The sequence below is a fragment of the Companilactobacillus nodensis DSM 19682 = JCM 14932 = NBRC 107160 genome (genome assembly GCF_000615905.1).
Classification (GTDB): domain Bacteria; phylum Bacillota; class Bacilli; order Lactobacillales; family Lactobacillaceae; genus Companilactobacillus; species Companilactobacillus nodensis.
In genome coordinates this window covers 1-18,062 of the sequence record NZ_BAMN01000011.1, presented here as the reverse complement: position 1 = coordinate 18,062, position 18,062 = coordinate 1, and the positions used below count along the sequence as shown (strand labels likewise).

The 18,062-nt window shown below is 34.8% G+C and carries 23 protein-coding genes and 2 pseudogenes; all 25 read left to right on the top strand.

Going from position 1 to position 18,062, the window contains the following annotated elements; all coding sequences use genetic code 11:
• Window positions 1-138 precede the first annotated feature (138 nt).
• The 25 genes and pseudogenes from JCM14932_RS08790 (at window position 139) to JCM14932_RS08675 (ending at window position 17,922) form a co-directional block, all read left to right on the top strand.
• Complete coding sequence (locus JCM14932_RS08790) at window positions 139-330, top strand: hypothetical protein (protein WP_025024552.1); 192 nt, start codon at window positions 139-141, stop codon at window positions 328-330.
• A 22-nt stretch (window positions 331-352) separates the two neighbouring features.
• The gene (locus JCM14932_RS16780; RefSeq protein WP_202898507.1) at window positions 353-622 is read left to right on the top strand and encodes a hypothetical protein; all 270 of its coding nucleotides are present in this window, start codon (window positions 353-355) and stop codon (window positions 620-622) included.
• A complete protein-coding gene (locus JCM14932_RS15100; RefSeq protein WP_202898506.1) occupies window positions 592-2,226 on the top strand; it encodes a phage/plasmid primase, P4 family in 1,635 nt (544 codons plus the stop codon). Before JCM14932_RS16780 ends, JCM14932_RS15100 begins: the two co-directional genes overlap by 31 nt.
• A 344-nt stretch (window positions 2,227-2,570) precedes the next feature.
• Window positions 2,571-2,993: a hypothetical protein gene (locus JCM14932_RS08780; protein WP_025024551.1), complete on the top strand. Its 423-nt coding sequence runs from the start codon at window positions 2,571-2,573 to the stop codon at window positions 2,991-2,993.
• Window positions 2,994-3,369: 376 nt separating this feature from the next.
• Entirely contained in the window at window positions 3,370-3,711 is a 342-nt protein-coding gene (locus JCM14932_RS08775; RefSeq protein WP_025024550.1) for an HNH endonuclease, read from the top strand.
• A 136-nt stretch (window positions 3,712-3,847) separates the two neighbouring features.
• A pseudogene (locus JCM14932_RS15095) lies at window positions 3,848-5,104 on the top strand (hypothetical protein).
• The gene (locus JCM14932_RS08765) at window positions 5,097-5,798 is read left to right on the top strand and encodes a hypothetical protein (RefSeq protein ID WP_025024549.1); all 702 of its coding nucleotides are present in this window, start codon (window positions 5,097-5,099) and stop codon (window positions 5,796-5,798) included. The pseudogene JCM14932_RS15095 and the gene JCM14932_RS08765 overlap by 8 nt, the downstream one beginning before the upstream one ends.
• 59 nt (window positions 5,799-5,857) lie before the next feature.
• The gene (locus JCM14932_RS08760) at window positions 5,858-7,255 is read left to right on the top strand and encodes a terminase large subunit domain-containing protein (RefSeq protein WP_025024548.1); all 1,398 of its coding nucleotides are present in this window, start codon (window positions 5,858-5,860) and stop codon (window positions 7,253-7,255) included.
• 70 nt (window positions 7,256-7,325) lie between these two features.
• Window positions 7,326-7,796: a capsid assembly scaffolding protein Gp46 family protein gene (locus JCM14932_RS08755; RefSeq protein WP_304515679.1), complete on the top strand. Its 471-nt coding sequence runs from the start codon at window positions 7,326-7,328 to the stop codon at window positions 7,794-7,796.
• A 7-nt stretch (window positions 7,797-7,803) separates the two neighbouring features.
• Window positions 7,804-8,691 carry a phage major capsid family protein gene (locus JCM14932_RS08750; protein WP_034543035.1) on the top strand — a complete coding sequence of 296 codons (888 nt, stop codon included), beginning with the start codon at window positions 7,804-7,806 and terminating at the stop codon, window positions 8,689-8,691.
• 4 nt (window positions 8,692-8,695) lie between these two features.
• Window positions 8,696-8,974, top strand: a complete 279-nt coding sequence (locus tag JCM14932_RS08745) for a hypothetical protein (RefSeq protein WP_025024545.1) — start codon at window positions 8,696-8,698, stop codon at window positions 8,972-8,974.
• 2 nt (window positions 8,975-8,976) lie between these two features.
• Window positions 8,977-9,348, top strand: a complete 372-nt coding sequence (locus tag JCM14932_RS15090) for a phage Gp19/Gp15/Gp42 family protein (protein WP_034543032.1) — start codon at window positions 8,977-8,979, stop codon at window positions 9,346-9,348.
• A gap of 9 nt (window positions 9,349-9,357) precedes the next feature.
• On the top strand, window positions 9,358-9,696 hold the full coding sequence (locus tag JCM14932_RS15085) for a hypothetical protein (protein ID WP_034543030.1): 339 nt from the start codon (window positions 9,358-9,360) through the stop codon (window positions 9,694-9,696).
• Window positions 9,689-9,925 (top strand): hypothetical protein, encoded by a 237-nt coding sequence (locus tag JCM14932_RS08730; protein WP_025024544.1) that lies wholly within the window; start codon window positions 9,689-9,691, stop codon window positions 9,923-9,925. Before JCM14932_RS15085 ends, JCM14932_RS08730 begins: the two co-directional genes overlap by 8 nt.
• Window positions 9,925-10,257, top strand: a complete 333-nt coding sequence (locus tag JCM14932_RS08725; RefSeq protein WP_025024543.1) for a hypothetical protein — start codon at window positions 9,925-9,927, stop codon at window positions 10,255-10,257. Before JCM14932_RS08730 ends, JCM14932_RS08725 begins: the two co-directional genes overlap by 1 nt.
• Before the next feature lie 11 nt (window positions 10,258-10,268).
• Window positions 10,269-10,847, top strand: a complete 579-nt coding sequence (locus JCM14932_RS08720) for a phage tail tube protein (RefSeq protein ID WP_025024542.1) — start codon at window positions 10,269-10,271, stop codon at window positions 10,845-10,847.
• 5 nt (window positions 10,848-10,852) lie between these two features.
• A complete protein-coding gene (locus JCM14932_RS08715; protein ID WP_025024541.1) occupies window positions 10,853-11,116 on the top strand; it encodes a hypothetical protein in 264 nt (87 codons plus the stop codon).
• Between the two features lie 38 nt (window positions 11,117-11,154).
• Entirely contained in the window at window positions 11,155-11,496 is a 342-nt protein-coding gene (locus JCM14932_RS08710; protein ID WP_420834782.1) for a DUF5361 domain-containing protein, read from the top strand.
• Window positions 11,496-12,005: pseudogene (locus tag JCM14932_RS08705) on the top strand (hypothetical protein); the annotation flags it as partial. The gene JCM14932_RS08710 and the pseudogene JCM14932_RS08705, both read left to right, overlap by 1 nt.
• A gap of 306 nt (window positions 12,006-12,311) precedes the next feature.
• Window positions 12,312-12,836 carry an HNH endonuclease gene (locus JCM14932_RS08700; protein WP_235700573.1) on the top strand — a complete coding sequence of 175 codons (525 nt, stop codon included), beginning with the start codon at window positions 12,312-12,314 and terminating at the stop codon, window positions 12,834-12,836.
• 108 nt (window positions 12,837-12,944) lie between these two features.
• Entirely contained in the window at window positions 12,945-15,095 is a 2,151-nt protein-coding gene (locus JCM14932_RS15995) for a phage tail protein (RefSeq protein WP_025024537.1), read from the top strand.
• Window positions 15,096-15,099: 4 nt separating this feature from the next.
• Complete coding sequence (locus tag JCM14932_RS15990) at window positions 15,100-15,852, top strand: hypothetical protein (protein ID WP_235700572.1); 753 nt, start codon at window positions 15,100-15,102, stop codon at window positions 15,850-15,852.
• On the top strand, window positions 15,849-17,540 hold the full coding sequence (locus tag JCM14932_RS08685) for a phage tail spike protein (protein WP_025024535.1): 1,692 nt from the start codon (window positions 15,849-15,851) through the stop codon (window positions 17,538-17,540). The genes JCM14932_RS15990 and JCM14932_RS08685 overlap by 4 nt, the downstream gene beginning before the upstream one ends.
• Window positions 17,541-17,549: 9 nt before the next feature.
• A complete protein-coding gene (locus JCM14932_RS16575; protein ID WP_155832105.1) occupies window positions 17,550-17,687 on the top strand; it encodes a hypothetical protein in 138 nt (45 codons plus the stop codon).
• The gene (locus JCM14932_RS08675) at window positions 17,659-17,922 is read left to right on the top strand and encodes a hypothetical protein (protein WP_025024534.1); all 264 of its coding nucleotides are present in this window, start codon (window positions 17,659-17,661) and stop codon (window positions 17,920-17,922) included. Before JCM14932_RS16575 ends, JCM14932_RS08675 begins: the two co-directional genes overlap by 29 nt.
• Window positions 17,923-18,062 lie beyond the last annotated feature (140 nt).

The window sequence follows — 18,062 nt, the reverse complement described above, 5'->3', positions numbered from 1 at the left end:
TGAAGATTACAAATATACAAAAAGACTTTTGGAACAAAATAGGTTATTGAAATATCAAAATGAAATTCTTAGAGAACAGAACAACAATCTTTTTGATATTTCTATAGATAACAACCAGATGCTACAAGAGGTTTTAAGATGGTCGAAATAGATATTTATTATGAGAATGAATTTGAAAATTTACAAGTTACTCAAGCTCTCATCAATCCAAAGTTTGTTTGTTCTGTTGAAGCTGTTGATGATTATGAAGGCTTATATTTCTTGGTAATGCCGTGGGGTAAGGGATATATGGTTGACGATGATACAAAACATATTTTATTCGGTAAGTAATCATTGTTAGTTCAGATTGGAGGTGAGAATTATTTTATATCGTGGATATTTAAGAGGCGATGGAAAGCACGCTTCTAGTAAATTTAAAAGTGGTCAAAAATTATTAAAATTCGATACCGTTCGTAAAGAAGATTCATATGTTGGTATCTTGTCTGATGATTACATATGTGTTGACGTTGATAATTGGCCAGAATCACACAAATTGTTAAAGATATTGGATAACTTGAATATTAATTTCTCAGCATTGAAACTAATCACGGAATGCATTTTTACTTTCAAGGTTATGATTTAACAACTAACAAAATTGGTTGGTATACAGCATTAGGAATCAAAGCAGATTTTAAACTTGGAATTAAGAATACTGCTGATCCGTTACGTATTGAAGGCAAAACCAGAAAATGGGTTCGTAAAACATCTCATTTTGATGCAATGCCAAAATGGCTTTTACCATTAAGCAATCATAGAAACCATATTGAAGAATTAAAATCTGGTGAACGAAATCAAAAATTGTTCAATTACATCTTAGTTCTACAAAAGGCTGGAATGAGTCGTGATGATATTCGGCAAACGATTAGGCTAATTAATGATTACATCCTTGATGATCCATTACCAAAACGTGAAGTTGATATTATCCTTCGTAATGATGCTTTTTTAAAGGAAACATTCTTTAGTAAAAATTCATTTTTGCATGATAAGTTTGCTAAATTCTTGATTGCTGAACATCATATTATTCTAGTAGCCGGTGTTTTACATATTTACAAAGATGGTGTGTATTCCGATGATCAAGCAGATATTGAAAGAGCAATGATTAGACATTTACCAGGGCTAACGAAATCCAGACGAATTGAAGTTCTTAGTTATCTTCAATTGCAAGCTGAAGAAAAACCACTAGCTGATGTTCGATATATTGCTTTAGAAAATGGATTATTCAATCTTGATACTTGGAAACTTCAAGATTTCAGTCCTGAAATCGTAATTAAAAATAAGGTTCCAATCAAGTTTGTTGAAGATGCTTATTATGAGATAACTGATAAAACTTTAAATAAGATATCGGTGAATGATAAAGAATTAAGATTAATCCTTGAAGAAATCTTTGGTTATGTTCTATTCAGACGTAATGAGTTAGGTAAAGCATTCATTCTAACCGGTGATGGATCAAACGGTAAAAGTTCTTATTTAAAGATTGTTCGTAAATTAGTTGGCAGTGATAATACATCTTCACTGGATTTAAAGGAGTTAGGGCAACGATTCAAAACTGCTGAACTATTTGGCAAGTTAGCCAATATTGGTGATGATATTTCTAATGAATACATCAAAGATAATAGTGAATTCAAGAAGTTAACCACTGGTGAAACTATTAATGCTGAAAGAAAGGGTAGAGATCCTTTTGATTTTAATAACTATTCAAAGTTAATCTTCAGTGCCAATAAAATGCCAAGAATCAATGATACTTCTAATGGATTAACAAGGCGTTTAATGTTCATTCCTTTTAATGCACATTTCACTTCCAAAGATGCTGACTATGATCCATTCATTACCGATAAGTTACTATCAACGGAATCAATGCAATATGTTTTACTTTTAGGTTTGAACGGACTTAAACGACTTCTTAAAAATCATAAATTTGCCACTTCCAAAAGAATTAATTCTGAAGCTAAGAAATACGAAGAACTTAACAATCCGATTATTTTATATTTGCGTGATGAACAACCTAAGTTGATCAATGAAGTTGTTAAGGATGCTTATATCATGTATTCAGTTTGGTGTACTGACAATGGTTACAAAGCAGTATCACAAATAGCTTTTAGCCGTGAAATTTGTAGGATGAAACAATTTAAAACTAAAACGCAACGAATGGATGGAAAGAGAAATCAAATTTTCGTATCAATACCCTAAATGGACGTATTTGGGTATTTTTAACCCCACTATTCGTAAACAAAAATGGGTATTTTAGGGTCAAAATGGTGTCTGTCAATGATGCATCTTTGACATGTCAATGATATCTTTGACAGCTGTAACCGTTGTGGCTCAATGGATTTAATAGGGTGTCAAAGATGTCAAAGATGTTTTCACTTTCTTTTATATATAATAGTAAGTTTATTGAATAGTATTAATATATAAAGAAATATAGGGGTTTCATCTTTGACACTTCACTTGTGAAAGTCCTACAAACCCAATGATACCAAGCATTAGAAGGTGTCAAAGATGATTTTTTATCTTTGACAGAAAGGAGCTATTTTGTGAGTGAAGATAAATTCCAAGAAAATAAAAAGTTTCTAAAAAGATATAAGCCATTCTTACGACAACTTAAACGGCTTGAAGAAAGGCTTTATCAATTAGATGATCGTATCGAATCTACACACAGTGCTAGGATAACTGGCATGCCAGGCGGTGGAATTCCCAGAGGTTTGAATGATGAGTTAGGTCAACGTGAAGAATTAGAACAAAGAATCAATAACTTGTTAATGGAAAGTAGAACTATTAAACATGAGATATTAAGTACGCTTGACCACTTAGATAATCCTAACCAGGCTAATGTATTAGAGTTATTCTTCATTAATGATATGGACCTTTATACAATCAGTGAGAATCTTGATTACTCATTTAGACAAGCCAACAGATTGTATAAGGAAGGCATCCTAAATGTCATACCTATGTCATAGTTGTGTCATACATATGGCATACCCATGTCATTAGATTCCCCCTAAATTAGATGTATATTAGTATTATCGAAAGCTTATCGATAACAAACATAGAAGGAATACTATACAAACCAGAACACGTTTGAATAACACTTTGATAGGTGATGATAAAGCCTATCATTTATAGCATAGACAGGTTAGTGTTGGTTCGATTCCAACCTATGCTACCCCCCCTGCACTAATTAAGATGGCTCTATTTAAATAAGACCCCCGTGCCTTTAAACTCAAGGTTCCGGTGGTCTTATTTTTATACCCCTCACATTGTTTAGATACCCCCATACTAATTGATACCCACCATCATTTATTACTATCCCCACATAGAAAGGACCACCATCTTATGGTATTGCGAGCAGACAGAACCGGACAACATCGAGTAGCATTTGATAAGAACAAACGTATAATCCTCAAGACTCAATCTGTTTGTGGTATATGTGGACGACCGGTTGACAAGCGATTAAAATATCCTGATCCAATGTCACCAGTTATTGATCACATCATCCCTATTAACAAGGGAGGTCATCCAAGTGACATGGACAACCTGCAGCTCGCTCATTGGAGTTGCAATAGACAGAAGTCTGACAAGTTATTTAAAAATAAAGAAAATAAAAGTGTTGATGTGAAGACTATTGGTAATCGTAATCTTCCACAATCGTTAGATTGGTCTAAATACCGCTCATAGCGACGTTTTAAACAATTTAATGAGTTTGATTGAGTCAATATTTTAAAGGGGGCATGAGACCCCCTATGGCTCGTCAGCCGAGCTTCACGCCGTCACTGTACATTTTTTCTCATGAATTTATTAAGGAGTTGATATATTGGAATATAAAGGAATTGATTACCTTAGAAATAAGCTGTCACATCGCCGTTTCCGGGTAAATATGAGATATAAACAATACGCAATGAAATACCACGAAAACGACCCTGGTATCACTATTCCACTCGAAATTAGGAACCAATATCATGCCGTTCTTGGCTGGTGTGCAAAAGGTGTGGACAGTTTGGCCGATAGATTAGTATTTCGTGATTTTGATAATGATGATTTTAAAGTAAACGAAATCTTCCATGATAATAACCCTGATGTATTTTTTGATTCAGCCGTTTTGTCTGCATTGATTGGATCATGTTCATTTGTTTATATTTCAAAGGCAGATGACCAGATTCGTTTGCAAGTTATTGAAGCAAGTAATGCAACGGGAATCATTGATCCAATTACTGGATTGTTAACTTAAGGCTATGCCGTTTTAAAACGTGATGACTTTGGAAATCCGATTAGTGAAGCTTATTTCACAGCTCAATTGACAACGTTTATTACTGGAAAAGATGTAACTAATATTCCTAACCATACTAATCATCCATTGTTAGTACCAATCATTTACCGACCGGATGCAGTTCGACCCTTTGGACGTTCAAGAATTACTAGAGCAGGAATGTATTATCAGAAATATGCAAAGCGTACGTTGGAAAGAGCGGATATCACTGCAGAATTCTATTCATTCCCTCAAAAATATGTGGTTGGTCTAAGTAACGATGCTGAACCAATGGATAGTTGGAAAGCAGCCATTTCATCCATGTTGCAATTTACTAAAGATGACGAAGGTGACAGTCCTAAGTTAGGACAATTTACCACTTCATCAATGACACCATTTACTGAACAGCTTAAAACTGCTGCGGCTGGTTTTGCTGGCGAGATGGGATTAACGTTGGATGATTTAGGATTTGTATCTGAAAATCCATCTTCAGTAGAAGCAATCAAGGCAAGTCATGAGAATTTAAGATTATCTGGAAGAAAGGCACAACGATCGTTTGGTTCTGGATTCTTAAACGTTGCATACTTGGCATCTTGTTTAAGAGATAATTATGCATATGAACGTTCACAATTTATGAATACAATCCCAAAGTGGGAACCATTGTTTGAAGCTGATGCCAATATGTTATCAATTATTGGTGATGGTGCCATAAAGCTTAATCAAGCTATTCCAGGATTTATGGATAAAGAGACTATTCGTGAAATTACTGGGGTAAAGGGTTCTGATCAAGAACCACCAATAGAAACAGGTGATGATAATGGATAAAGATATTGTTATTGACCTTTTAAAATCAATTGATGGCTCGTTTAAAGATAAAAACAGTAAAAGTAAGGTTTTAAAAAAAGACATTGAGTTATTGAAGAATGAAAAAGCTACTTATAAAGAAGTTAATGATTTGGCCATTGAAGTTGGCCAAAATTTATCACAGTCGATTAATGAATTTGTAACTGCTGAATCTTTACCAAATGAAAAAATGTATTTCAATATTTCGAATAGATTGATGAATCATACATTAAAAAATAACTACGATATTGTAACTGGCTATGCGAGCGACGTTCAGAATCAACTTAATCAGGCTGCCAACTTACATTTAAAGGCTCAAGTACCTGACTTTAATCAAGAAAAGGTTAAAGGGTTAGTTGAACGATTGACTGCTGCTGAAAGTTTTGATGATATTAAATGGATTCTTGATGAGCCATTAGTAACTTTCACTCAATCGATTGTTGATGACACCATTCAAAAAAATGTTGAGTTTCAATCTAATGTTGGATTAAAGCCAAGAATTACTAGAACCGTGGTCGGTAAGCCATGTGATTGGTGCAAAAATTTAGCAGGATCATATAGCTATAATGATGCACCTGATGATATTTACCGACGACATGAAAGATGTCACTGCATCGTTGATTACAATCCGGGAGATGGTAGAAAACAGAATGTTTGGACTAAAAACTGGAAATAAAATTTGACCCAAGCAAGTCACTAAACTGCGGTGGATAACATGATTGAAGGAGGATTTCTATGACTACTAATGTAAAACTTGGTAATCAGCATCCTACTCAATCGGTGATTATTCCATTTACTAAATCCTTATACAAACCTGCGATAAAAAACTATGAGAGATCTGGCAGAACTGCACAAGAATGGCAAGTTGACCTTGCAAAAGATTTATTTGCCGTTAATGATGATGGTCTTTGGGTTCACACTAAATTTGGGTATTCTATACCACGACGGAATGGTAAGACTGAATTAATTGTTATTCGTGAAATTCAAGGATTGTTAGATGGCGAACAGATTTTACATACTGCTCATCGAACTACTACTTCACATTCATCTTGGGAACGAGTTTTGAAGATACTTGACAAAGCTGGTATTAAATACAAGTCTTTGAAAGCAGTCGGACGGGAACGAATTGATATTCCTGAAACTGGTGGACGTGTGGAATTTAGAACTAGAACTTCTACCGGTGGGCTTGGTGAAGGTTTTGATTTACTTGTGATTGATGAGGCTCAAGAATATACGACTGATCAAGAATCAGCATTGAAATATGTTGTTACCGATTCAGATAATCCACAAACTATTTTCTGTGGAACACCACCAACACCTTTATCTTCAGGTACAGTATTTGTCAGTTACCGCAATGGTGTTTTGGAAGGCAAACTTGAAAACGCTGGATGGGCTGAATGGTCTGTTGAAGAGCAATCAAATATTAGAGACCGAGACTTGTGGTATAAAACCAATCCATCTTTGGGAACTATCTTCACTGAACGCTCAATTCAAGATGAAGTTGGACAGGATGAAGTTGATTTTAATATTCAACGTTTAGGGCTTTGGATTAAATATAATCAAAAATCGGTTATTTCAGAAAATGAATGGGATGAATTGAAAGTTCATTCTTTACCGATTTTACAAGGTCCATTGTATGTTGGAATTAAATACGGAAATGATGGCGCCAATGTTGCGATGAGTATTGCGGTTCATACCTTATCAGGAAAAGTATTTGTAGAGTCTATTGATTGTCAATCAGTAAGAAACGGCAATCAATGGATTTTGAAATTTTTGCGAACTGCTGACATTCAGCAAGTAGTAATTGATGGTCAAAGTGGTCAATCAATTTTAGCTGCTGACATGAAAGACTTCAGATTGAAGACGCCAATTTTACCGACAGTTAAAGAAGTAATCAATGCTAATTCGTTGTGGGAGCAAGGAATTTACCAGCAGTCAATTTGTCATAGTGATCAACCATCACTGAAAGTGGTAGCGACAAATTCTGAAAAAAGGAATATCGGTTCCAGTGGTGGGTTTGGTTACAAATCACAGTTTGATGATACGGATATTAGTTTAATGGATAGTGCTTTATTAGCACATTGGGCTTGCTCAATTGATAAGCCTAAGAAGAAACAGCAGGTACGATATTAGACGTTTAGAACGTCTTTTTTTATGCCAAAAATTACCGATACCACCGGGTAAGTGGGAGAAAGGATTTTAAATTATGACTTTTAAAACAATTGAAACACAAGAGGAACTTGACCAAATTATTCAAGGACGTTTGGACCGACAGAAGGAATCATTGGTAAAACAGTATTCAGATTATGACGATTTAAAGAAACAAGTATCAACATTGACTAATGAAAATACTTCACTTCAATCAACAATCAGTAAGAGCAAAGAAAAGTATGCTGATTATGACCAAAATATTGAAAATTTAAATTCCAAAATTTCAGGATATGAAACAGCTAATCTAAAAACCAAAATTGCCTTAGAAAATGGACTTCCTTATGACTTAGCAGATCGTTTGGTTGGTGATGATGAAGAAAGTTTGAAAGCTGATGCTGAAAGATTAGCTGGTTTTGTAAAGAAGGATGACCCAGTACCACCACTAAAAGACCCTGAACCAAATACTGGTTCAGATGAGAATAGTGCATACAAAAATTTAATTGATAACTTAGAAGGAGAATAAAAAAATTATGACAACATCAAAGGGAAATTTATTTGATCCAACATTAATTACAGATTTAATTAGTAAAGTTAAAGGTAATAGTTCTTTGGCAATCCTATCTGGTCAAAAGCCAGTAGCATTTAATGGACAAAAAGAATTTACATTTTCAATGGACAAGGATATCGATATTGTTGCTGAGAATGGAAAGAAAACTGAAGGTGGAGTTACTATTGCGCCAGTAACGATTGTTCCCATTAAGGTGGAATATGGCGCCCGTGTTTCTGATGAATTCATTTATGCCACGGATGAAGAAAAAATCGATATTTTGAAAGCATTTAATGATGGATATGCTAAGAAATTAGCACGTGGTTTAGACTTGATGGCCTTCCATGGTGTAAATCCAAGAACTAAAGAAGTATCCGCAATCATTGGTAAAAATAGTTTTGATACTTCCATCACTCAAACTGTTGATTTTAAGCAAGCTGATCCAGATTCAAATATTGAAGATGCAGTTTCAGCTATTCAAGGTTCAGATGGTGTGGTTTCTGGTATGGCAATTGATACACAGTTTTCATCTGCTTTAGCAAAAATGCGTGATAACAGTAATAATCGTTTATTCCCAACATTAGCTTGGGGTGCCAATCCTGGTTCAATCAATGGATTGCAAACAGATGTAAATAATACCGTTGCAAGTGGTTCAAAAGATTACGCAATTTTGGGTGACTTTACTAATATGTTCCAATGGGGATTTGCTAAACAAATTCCGATGGAAGTAATTCAATATGGTGATCCAGACAATTCAGGCCAAGATTTAAAGGGTTATAACCAAGTTTACTTGCGTTCTGAAACATATCTAGGCTGGGGAATTATGGATACTAATAGTTTTGCACGTGTAATTAAACCAGAGGAGGCATAAATAAATGAAATATCAAAATTCTAAAACGAAAGTGATCATTGATGTAGCTTCACGAATCAGAGGCGGGGACTGGGTTCCTGCTGATGAAAACAATGTTCAAGATAAAGTTAAAAAAACGACGGTTAAGCCTAAGCCAGTTCCTGACACAACATCAAACGATGATGACAGCGAAGGAATTACTAAAGCACAAATTATGCAAGAATTGGATGCATTTGGAATCAAATACGATTCCAATGCTAAGAAAGAAATTCTTTATGATTTGATGATGAAAGGTAAGAAATAGTCATGGATGATTTTGCTACGATTGATGATTTACAAGTAATGTGGCGAAAGCTTAAACCTGATGAAATTCCACGTGCCACCAAACTACTTAAAGTAGTCTCTGACTCATTAAGAGAGCAAGCTCTCAAAGTTGGTAAGGACCTTGATAAGATGGTTGTAGAGCGGTTATCTTATGCCACAGTAGTTCAATCTGTAACCGTGGATGTTGTTGCAAGAACTCTAATGACATCAACTGATCAGGAACCAATGACACAAGCGAGTGAAGCAGCTATGGGCTATTCATGGTCTGGATCGTACTTAGTTCCTGGAGGTGGTTTATTCATTAAAAATTCAGAACTAACTAAATTAGGTTTGAGACGGCAAAGATACGGGTGATGGAACCTTATGACACGAATCCACGGAATAACGGTAACTTTGATTGATAAAGTAAAGAGTGGCGCTGATCCATTTGGTGAACCAATTTATAAAACTGAATCAATTGAGGTTGAAAATGTTTTAGTTGCGCCAACGTCAACTGATGATGTTGCTAATCAATTAAACTTGACTGGTAAAAAGATTGTTTATGATTTGGCAATTCCTAAAGGCGATGATCATGATTGGACCAATAAAGAAGTTCAATTCTTTGGAAAGAAATGGCGGACAGTTGGAGTTCCACTTGAAGGAATTGAAGATATGATTCCGCTTGACTGGAACAAGAAAGTGACAGTGGAATATTATGGCTAAAAATAAATTTGTACTTAATCATGGTGGTGTTGGTGAATTACTTAAATCTGCATCAATGCAAAGTATTGTAGAAGAGCATGCTAGTGAGATTAGAAAATCAGCAGGTGATGGGTATGCTCAAGATACTTATGTTGGTAAAAGTCGTGTAAATGCTAGTGTTTACGCGGATAGTTATAAAGCTAGACGTGACAACTTAAAAAACAATACATTATTAAAGGCGGTGCATTAATGATTGAGAAAACGATTAAAGATTACTTAGACAGTCACTTAAATGTGCCGTCTTTTTTAGAGCGTCCAGAAAATCCACCAGAGACATATGTTCTATTTGAAAAAACTGGTGGGGCTGAAAGTAATCATATTAATAGTGGGACGTTTGCGTTTCAAAGTTATGCACCTTCATTATTCGAAGCTGCAAAACTAAATGTAAAAGTAAAAGCCTGTTTAAATGAAATGATTTATTTTACAGATATCAGTAAAGCTAAATTGAATTCAGACTATAACTTTACTGATCCAGAAACGAAAGAATATCGCTATCAAGCAGTTTACGATTTTAAATATTAGGAGGATAAAAAATGTCAGATACTCAAAATGTTTCAGTTGCTAAACCAAAAATCGGTGGTGCCGCTTATTCAGCACCACTTGGAACTGTTTTGCCTACCGATTCAATTACTAAGTTGGATGCTTCTTATAAAGCACTTGGATATATTTCAGAAGATGGTTTAACTAATACAAATAGCCCTGATTCAGATTCAATCAAGGCTTGGGGCGGTGATACAGTATCCGTTGTTCAAAAAGGTAAGGAAGATACATTCCAATACACGTTAATCGAGTCTATGAATATTGATGTTCTTAAAGAAGTTTATGGTGAAAAGAATGTCACTGGAGATATGGAATCAGGAATTAAAATTGTAGCCAATTCCGATGAATATGAACCACATATCTTAGTATTTGATATGGTTCTTAAAGGTGGAATTTTCAAGCGTATTGTTATTCCTAACGGTACTATTTCAGAGATTGGTGATATCAGTTATACAGATGAGGATGCTGTTGGATTTGAAACAACTTTTACTGCTTCACCAGATAAAACAGGTGCAAATCATTACGAATATATTAATAAACCTACTGCATCAGGTGAAGCCAAAGGAGAATAATCAATATGATCAAGGGTAAAACTAAATCAGGATTTAACTATATTATTCCTGAAAAGCGTTTGGATAATTATGAGTTATTGGAAGCAATTAGTGATGTGGAAGATAACCCTTTGGTAATGCCAAAAGTTTTGAAATTATTGTTTGGTAAAGAACAAACTGAAAAATTAAAGAAACATCTTGCCGATAAAGAAGGCTTGATTTCAATGGAAAAAATGACTGCTGAAATTCAAGAAATTTTTGAATCTCAAAGCCAAGCAAAAAAATCTTAATCCTTGCCTACATGATAAAAATTGATAAGGATGCACTTATGTGTGACTTAGCAGAAACATATCAAATATACGACTTAAAACAGTTACCTTTAACCAAGGTAGCTGCTTTTTCTTTAGGTTTGAAAGATGATTCGAGAATCAAAATGAAGATGAGAAATCAGAAATTTGATTTAAATCAGATACTTTTGATGTCTGTTGCAGACAATTTGAAGTTACTTCTTTGGTCTAAAACCAAGGATGCCCAAAAAGGTCGAAATAAGCCAGTTCTTTGGTCATCACTATTTGAAGAACCTAAAGAAAAGAAAGAAATCGTATTTAATTCAGGTGAGGATTTTGAAAAGGAAAGAAACCGGCTTTTGAAGAAAGGAGGACATAATTAATGGCAACAGAATTAGGTAAAGCGTATGTTCAAATTATTCCATCTGCTAAAGGGATTGGAGGCTCAATCAAAGGCCAATTAGATCCTGAAGCTGCTTCGGCGGGTTCAAGTGCTGGTGAATCATTGAGTAGTAAATTAATTTCAGTCGTTAAAGCGGCAATTGTAACTGCTGGAATCGGTAAAGCCATTGGGGCATCAATCACTGAAGGAGCTAAGCTTCAACAGTCCTTAGGTGGTGTTGAGACAATTTTTAAAAAGTCTGCCGGCAAGGTTAAGCAGTATGCTAGTCAGGCGTATAGAACGGCCGGTATGTCTGCTAATGACTATATGGAAAACGTAACTAGTTTCTCAGCTAGTTTGTTGCAGTCACTAGGTGGTAATACTGGTAAAGCAGCTAAGGTTGCCAACATGGCAATGATTGACATGTCTGATAATGCTAATAAGTTTGGTAGCAATATGGGAGATATCCAAAATGCTTATCAAGGTTTTGCCAAGCAAAATTACACGATAGAAAAAGTGTCCGCTGCATAGGTGACTATGTAGATGAACGTGTGTGAACCTAACTATGGGTGTGGAATTAAAATATAGTAGTAAATGGCTATTGAAATAATTCTGCTAACAGGGGAAGTCTAAAACGATTATAGCTTTTCGTCATGATAATCCTGTGCTAAGTTTTATATTATCCAAATTTAATAGACTGATAGATAATAATTTGTTATACTGATAATATAAAGAAAGTCAAACGACTATGAGTTTGTTACTCAGTACCATATCTATTAGTACGATATGGGAAGCGCACACCAACTTTTGAGAGGAATGATAAAAGCTATGGAGATGTGGAAAGAAATAGATGATTTACCAGGATATTCTATAAGTGATAAAGGTAGAGTCATGAAAGACGATACAGGTCAGATTATGGTATTAGGGAAAAACAATGGATATGTACGGATTGTTGTTGCCAAGCATGTTCATAGACTTGTGGCTAAAGCCTTTCTTGATAAGCCTAAAAATGAAGAACAATCATGGGTAGATCATATTGATGGCAATCGCTCTAATAATGATGTTTCTAATTTGAGATGGGTTACACCTTCTGAAAACAGATTGGCGTTTGGACACAAACAAAGAAGCATTCATAAACGACGAAAAGTCAAGGCTACACATCTCGATGGTCGAAGAATCATTTTTGAATCAAGGCAAGCTTGTGCTAAATATTTTGGAACTTCTGATAGTGAAGTTGTTTATAACAAACGTTATCAAAGACATTCCTCTAAACAGAGTACGAATCCAAATGCACATGATAAAAAAGGTTGGCTTTTTGAAAAAGTTGAAGATATAGTCTAATCCCTTCAGGTTTACGAAAAAAATCGTAAGCCTTTTTAAATACCGTGAAAACGGGGGTATAAATGGTTAGATAATTTAAAGCTAGGTTACGGTGGTACTAAATCAGAAATGCAAAGACTGTTAAAAGATGCCACAAAGCTAACCGGTGTTAAATACGATATTAATAATTTGTCTGATGTTTACAATGCTATTCACGCTATCCAAGAAAATCTTGATATTACTGGAACAACTGCTAAAGAAGCTGCTTCTACTTTTAGTGGATCATTTGATTCAATGAAAGCTGCAGCCCAAAATGTTCTTGGGAATATTGCGTTAGGACGTGATATTGAACCATCCTTAAAAGCATTGGCTCAAACTACATCTAACTTCTTATTCAATAACTTTATTCCAATGGTTGGTAATATTCTTAAAGCATTGCCTGGAGCATTGGTTACTTTTATTGATGCTGCGATTCCATTAGTCAAATCTGGAGTCAGTAACATGTTTAAAAGTGCATTCAGTGGCTCAATTGATTTTGCTAGTTATTTAAAACCTGCTTTAGCGGTATTGGGAGCTTTTACAGTACCTGCAGGCTTGAAATTACTTGGTGGTGTCTTTAGTAAATTAAGTTTTGTGGTTAAACCACTAGGTGGGATTTTTTCAGGGTTTGGTTCAGTACTAAAACCAATCACTGGAATCTTCAGTGGATTAGGTGGAATCGTTAAAACTGTTGCAAGTAGTTTTTCGTCATTTGCCACAGCTATTTTAAAAATTGGTGTTGGTATTGGTGCCGCTACATTAGGTATGTCTGCACTTGCTTTTGGTATCACTGCTTTAGCTAGTACTGGTACAGCAGGAATAACTGCAATGGCTACATTTGGAATTGTTCTTGGCGGATTGGTTGCAGTGTTTGCTTTAGCGGCACCCGCTTTAACTGCTGGTGCTTCAGGGATGACTGCGTTCGGTAATGCGGTTCTTTCGGCTGGTATTGGTATCGGTATAGCCTCTGCTGGAATTGCAGCATTGGTATCGAGCTTTGCATTGTTGAATTTATCGTTTGTTCAATTAACGACTGTATCAAGTCAGTTACTTCCGATGTTTACTAATTTGGGCTTGGGATTAAGTGCTATGATGACAAGTTTTCTAACTTCAGTCATTACTAACGCCCCTTTAATTGTTCAAGCGTTTGTAACGTTGGGTAGTGGAATTTTAACCGCTATTAATACTTTAATGCCACAATTAATTGACACTGGTATGAATATGATCATGTCGTTATTAAATGGTATTAATGATAATATTTCTAAGATCATAGCTGTGTCGATTGATATTATGGTTAAATTCATTGGTGGGCTTAACAAAGGTTTACCAAAGATTCTAGCTAAAGGTGTCGAATTTATCGTTAACTTATTTAACGGTATTGCCCAGAATTTAGGAAAAATTATAACTGCAGCAGTGAATGTCATTGTGGCTTTTATTGGTGGTATTGCTGATAATTTGGGGAAAATTGTTAAAGCAGCATTGAATTTAATAACAAAATTTGCACAAGCAATAATTGATAATCAAAAAGAAATGGCAACTGCCGCTACTAAAATAATTCATGCATTTGTTACTTCGATTGGTACTGCGATGGGAACAATTCTTCGTTCAGGTAATAAATTGATAGGTTGGTTCGTTGATGGTTTACTTAAAGGATTAGGAAAATCGCAAGGAGCAGGTAAGAAAAATGCTAACGCTGTTAAAGATGGAGCTAAAGTAGATTTACATTCTAACGGTCATGCAATAATGAAAAGCTTTCTTGGTGGACTACGTTCAGTTTGGGGAAATGTTAAAAATTTCGTCTCTGGCATTGGTACGTGGATTAAGAAACATAAGGGTCCAATTAGTTATGATAAAAAGTTACTAATTCCAGCTGGTCAGGCTATCATGGGTGGTTTGAATAACGGACTGTCTGAAGCATTCAAAGATGTTAAATCAAACGTTAATTCAATGTCCGGCTTTATCAATGATGAAGTGAACAGTTCCATTAATGATATTGGTGTTAATCCTGGTCAAATCAGCAAGGTTTCAAATGTTAAGTTTGATGATATTAACGCTAAGAATGAATCTACTATTGTTAGTCAATTGAATGACATGATGTCACTTTTAAATGGTTTGAATGATAAAAATCAAAATTATCAAGTTGTTTTGGACAACAATGTTTTGGCTGGTGAGTTAACACCTAATATTGATAGAAATTTAAGTGATACTTGGCGTAAAAATGATGGAAAGATTGGTAGGTGATAATTTGATTGATAGATATTTTACTTTTAACGGTAGAACTTCAAAAGATTTTAATTTATTGATCCAGAATAATTTTGAAGTTGAACCAGGTGGAACAGATGTTAGTTATACTTCAATCCCCGGAAGAAATTTGGATATTGTTAATCCTAATAATAGGTATAAAAATGGAACTTTAAAATATGAATGTTTCGTTGATATTAGATGGTTTAATCAGTCGTTTTATAAGGATTTATCCGAATTAAAGCGTGATTTAGTTTACTGGCTTGAAGTCAGTGAGAATTATAGTGGTTATTCAAAATTAATTGATAATTTAGATGAAAATTATTACTATCTTGCGCGTTTATCCAAAACACCTATGCTTTCTTATCAAAGCCCGGAACGTGCCACATTAACAATTGAATTTGATATTGGACCGACAAAATTTAGAGTTGATTCCCAAAATTATCAAACAATTGTATCTGGAGATATGATTTTGAATCCTGAACCACTTTCTAGCTATCCAATAATCAAAGTAGAAGGAACTGGATCGTTTGATTTAACTTTGAACGGTGTAACTTATAAGATTACCGAACTTGGTGGGTTGACGTATATTGATTCAACAAAGCACCGAGTTTATGACGATTCAAAACTAAAAAACAATGTAGCTGTTTTTCCTAACTATTCTTATCCGGTTTTGAATTATGGGAAGAATACGATTAGTTGGGATAATGAATCAGCTGAAGTTTCGATACTGATGAATTGGAGGGCACTAATATGAGTTATCTTAAATATCCAGTATTATTTGAAAGTTCTGAATCAGACTTTACAACGCAAGGAATTGGCGTTTTAACCGATTGTTTGAATGTGGAAGTTACTAATGAATTTAACGAGTTGCCAGAACTAAAGTTAGATTATTTGGCAACTGGTGATATAGCTAATGAGTTAAAAAAGGGTCGGATTATTGTTGCAGATGTTGGTGAAAATTATTTAAAGCAACGTTTTAGAATTGATGATGTGAAAAAGTCACTTGATAACAAGATTGAAGTGACAGCTACGCATATCTTGAATGATTTAAGCTACAATACATTAAAGCAGAATATTAATGCCTCGGCAGTAACTCCGGTTACTGCTTTTAATTTGCTCAAAAGAAACTTGGAACAGCCCGAGCCATCATTAGTAATGAAATCTAATATTACGACATCCACTAATATTGATTGGTCGATGACAGCTATCACTAACGCAAAAAAAGCCCTTGGTGGTGCCAAAGGCTCATTATTACAGATATTTAAAGGTGAGTATTTATTTGATAACTATACGATTCACTACGAGCGAACTATTGGGACTAAAACCGGGAAAGTTATTCAATATGGTAAAGATTTAATTCAGGCTCGTCAGGAAGAAAACATTTCAGAAACCTATTCAGCAATTAAACCATTTTCTAAAACGGGTTCTGATAGTGATGAAAAAATAGTCTATCTACCTGAACGAATTATCAAAGCTAACAGCACTTTTGAGAAATTAAGAGTTTTAACCAAGGATTTTTCCCAGGACAAGATTGAAACTATTGATCAGTTACGTTCCAGAACTAATCGATATATATCTGATAATAGGGTTGGCATTCCTAAAGTTTATTTGACGTTTGAAATTGCTGATATCAAAGATGATTTAGGTTTCGTTGATGAACTAAAAATGGGTGATGAAGTCACTGTTTACTTCGCTAATTTAAACATTGATACCACTGCTAGGGTAATCAAAACGGTATGGGATGGATTACTTCACAGATACAAGACCGTATCGATTGGAGATAAGCCAACAACGACATCTGATTATCAAAGCAATCAAAATGAACATATTGATACTGTTGATAAGAATGTCACTGAAGTATCTAAAGATGTTTCTGATTTGAAAGCCAGCGATAAAGATAAACAGCAGTTAATGGATGAGTTAAAGAAAAAGGTCAGTAATACTAGAGATGACATGTTAAGTTATATCAATGGAAGTGGTCGTGATGTAATAAGATTCCTTCCCGATAGAGAAAACCCAACAGATATTGTTGCTAGTAAAAACGGTGGTAACTATGGAATGCGTTGGAACTCTAAAGGTATCTATTATGATGGAAAAGGTACGGTAGCAATTGACAATCGTGGAAACGTATATGCCGATAAATTTGTTGGTCAATCAATTACAGGGGTTCACATCCGTGGTGGAGAAATTAGCGGTGTAACTATCAGTGGTGATACAGATATATCACTTGGTTCTGGATCAACCAGAACATCAGTTACTAGATATGGTATTTCAACTCCAAATATGACTGTAAATCAAATTGACGGTTTAAAGCGTATGGATGTCTCACAATACGCAGACATTGGTGGTGCTAATTTATGGGGTGATGGTTCAGGAAAGCTTTATATTGGACCATATAACAATTTTAGTAATTCGGTAAGGGTAGTAACCAAAGCAATTTAGGAGGACCAAATGGCAGAAGCTGGAAAAGTAATTAAAGATTTATCTTCAAAAATTGCAGATTTAGAAGTTAAAAATTCAATACTGACTATTGAAAATGAAGAATTAGAGGCGAAGTTGAATGGCGATGATTTACATAAAAACAAATGATTTGGGAGCAGTCACAGATTACTTAAAAACAGATGATGGAGTGGTTAAGCAATTCGACGATTTTAAGCCCGACCAATTATTGATTGACCAAGGCTATATTTATGTTCATTTGATTGAAACTGAATATCCCCTATTTGAACAGCTTCATAGTTACTACACATATTTTGATGGTCAATTACATAGACCTTACAATTTTGATAGAAGAATAATTGAAAATATATTGGATGGTGATTAAATGAGTTTACCAAAAATTATTCTAGATACAGACAAAACAGTGCCTATTTATGAGTTACCTTTGAAAATTAGACAAGGCGACACAGGCGACGAGCTACAAGTTACTTTAGGGAAGTCATTCGAAAAGTATACTGATTTATA

What these genes read in the sequence shown, in the direction of transcription:
- JCM14932_RS15995 (WP_025024537.1), top strand. Translation starts at nt 12,945, where the DNA reads ATGCAAAGACTGTTAAAAGATGCCACAAAGCTAACCGGTGTTAAATAC.
- JCM14932_RS08720 (WP_025024542.1), top strand. Translation starts at nt 10,269, where the DNA reads ATGTCAGATACTCAAAATGTTTCAGTTGCTAAACCAAAAATCGGTGGT.
- JCM14932_RS08730 (WP_025024544.1), top strand. Translation starts at nt 9,689, where the DNA reads ATGGCTAAAAATAAATTTGTACTTAATCATGGTGGTGTTGGTGAATTA.
- JCM14932_RS15085 (WP_034543030.1), top strand. Translation starts at nt 9,358, where the DNA reads ATGACACGAATCCACGGAATAACGGTAACTTTGATTGATAAAGTAAAG.
- JCM14932_RS08760 (WP_025024548.1), top strand. Translation starts at nt 5,858, where the DNA reads ATGACTACTAATGTAAAACTTGGTAATCAGCATCCTACTCAATCGGTG.
- JCM14932_RS15090 (WP_034543032.1), top strand. Translation starts at nt 8,977, where the DNA reads ATGGATGATTTTGCTACGATTGATGATTTACAAGTAATGTGGCGAAAG.
- JCM14932_RS08775 (WP_025024550.1), top strand. Translation starts at nt 3,370, where the DNA reads ATGGTATTGCGAGCAGACAGAACCGGACAACATCGAGTAGCATTTGAT.
- JCM14932_RS08675 (WP_025024534.1), top strand. Translation starts at nt 17,659, where the DNA reads ATGGCGATGATTTACATAAAAACAAATGATTTGGGAGCAGTCACAGAT.
- JCM14932_RS08715 (WP_025024541.1), top strand. Translation starts at nt 10,853, where the DNA reads ATGATCAAGGGTAAAACTAAATCAGGATTTAACTATATTATTCCTGAA.
- JCM14932_RS08725 (WP_025024543.1), top strand. Translation starts at nt 9,925, where the DNA reads ATGATTGAGAAAACGATTAAAGATTACTTAGACAGTCACTTAAATGTG.
- JCM14932_RS08710 (WP_420834782.1), top strand. Translation starts at nt 11,155, where the DNA reads ATGTGTGACTTAGCAGAAACATATCAAATATACGACTTAAAACAGTTA.
- JCM14932_RS16575 (WP_155832105.1), top strand. Translation starts at nt 17,550, where the DNA reads ATGGCAGAAGCTGGAAAAGTAATTAAAGATTTATCTTCAAAAATTGCA.
- JCM14932_RS08700 (WP_235700573.1), top strand. Translation starts at nt 12,312, where the DNA reads ATGATAAAAGCTATGGAGATGTGGAAAGAAATAGATGATTTACCAGGA.
- JCM14932_RS08745 (WP_025024545.1), top strand. Translation starts at nt 8,696, where the DNA reads ATGAAATATCAAAATTCTAAAACGAAAGTGATCATTGATGTAGCTTCA.
- JCM14932_RS08750 (WP_034543035.1), top strand. Translation starts at nt 7,804, where the DNA reads ATGACAACATCAAAGGGAAATTTATTTGATCCAACATTAATTACAGAT.
- JCM14932_RS08685 (WP_025024535.1), top strand. Translation starts at nt 15,849, where the DNA reads ATGAGTTATCTTAAATATCCAGTATTATTTGAAAGTTCTGAATCAGAC.
- JCM14932_RS08790 (WP_025024552.1), top strand. Translation starts at nt 139, where the DNA reads ATGGTCGAAATAGATATTTATTATGAGAATGAATTTGAAAATTTACAA.
- JCM14932_RS08765 (WP_025024549.1), top strand. Translation starts at nt 5,097, where the DNA reads ATGGATAAAGATATTGTTATTGACCTTTTAAAATCAATTGATGGCTCG.
- JCM14932_RS15100 (WP_202898506.1), top strand. Translation starts at nt 592, where the DNA reads ATGCATTTTTACTTTCAAGGTTATGATTTAACAACTAACAAAATTGGT.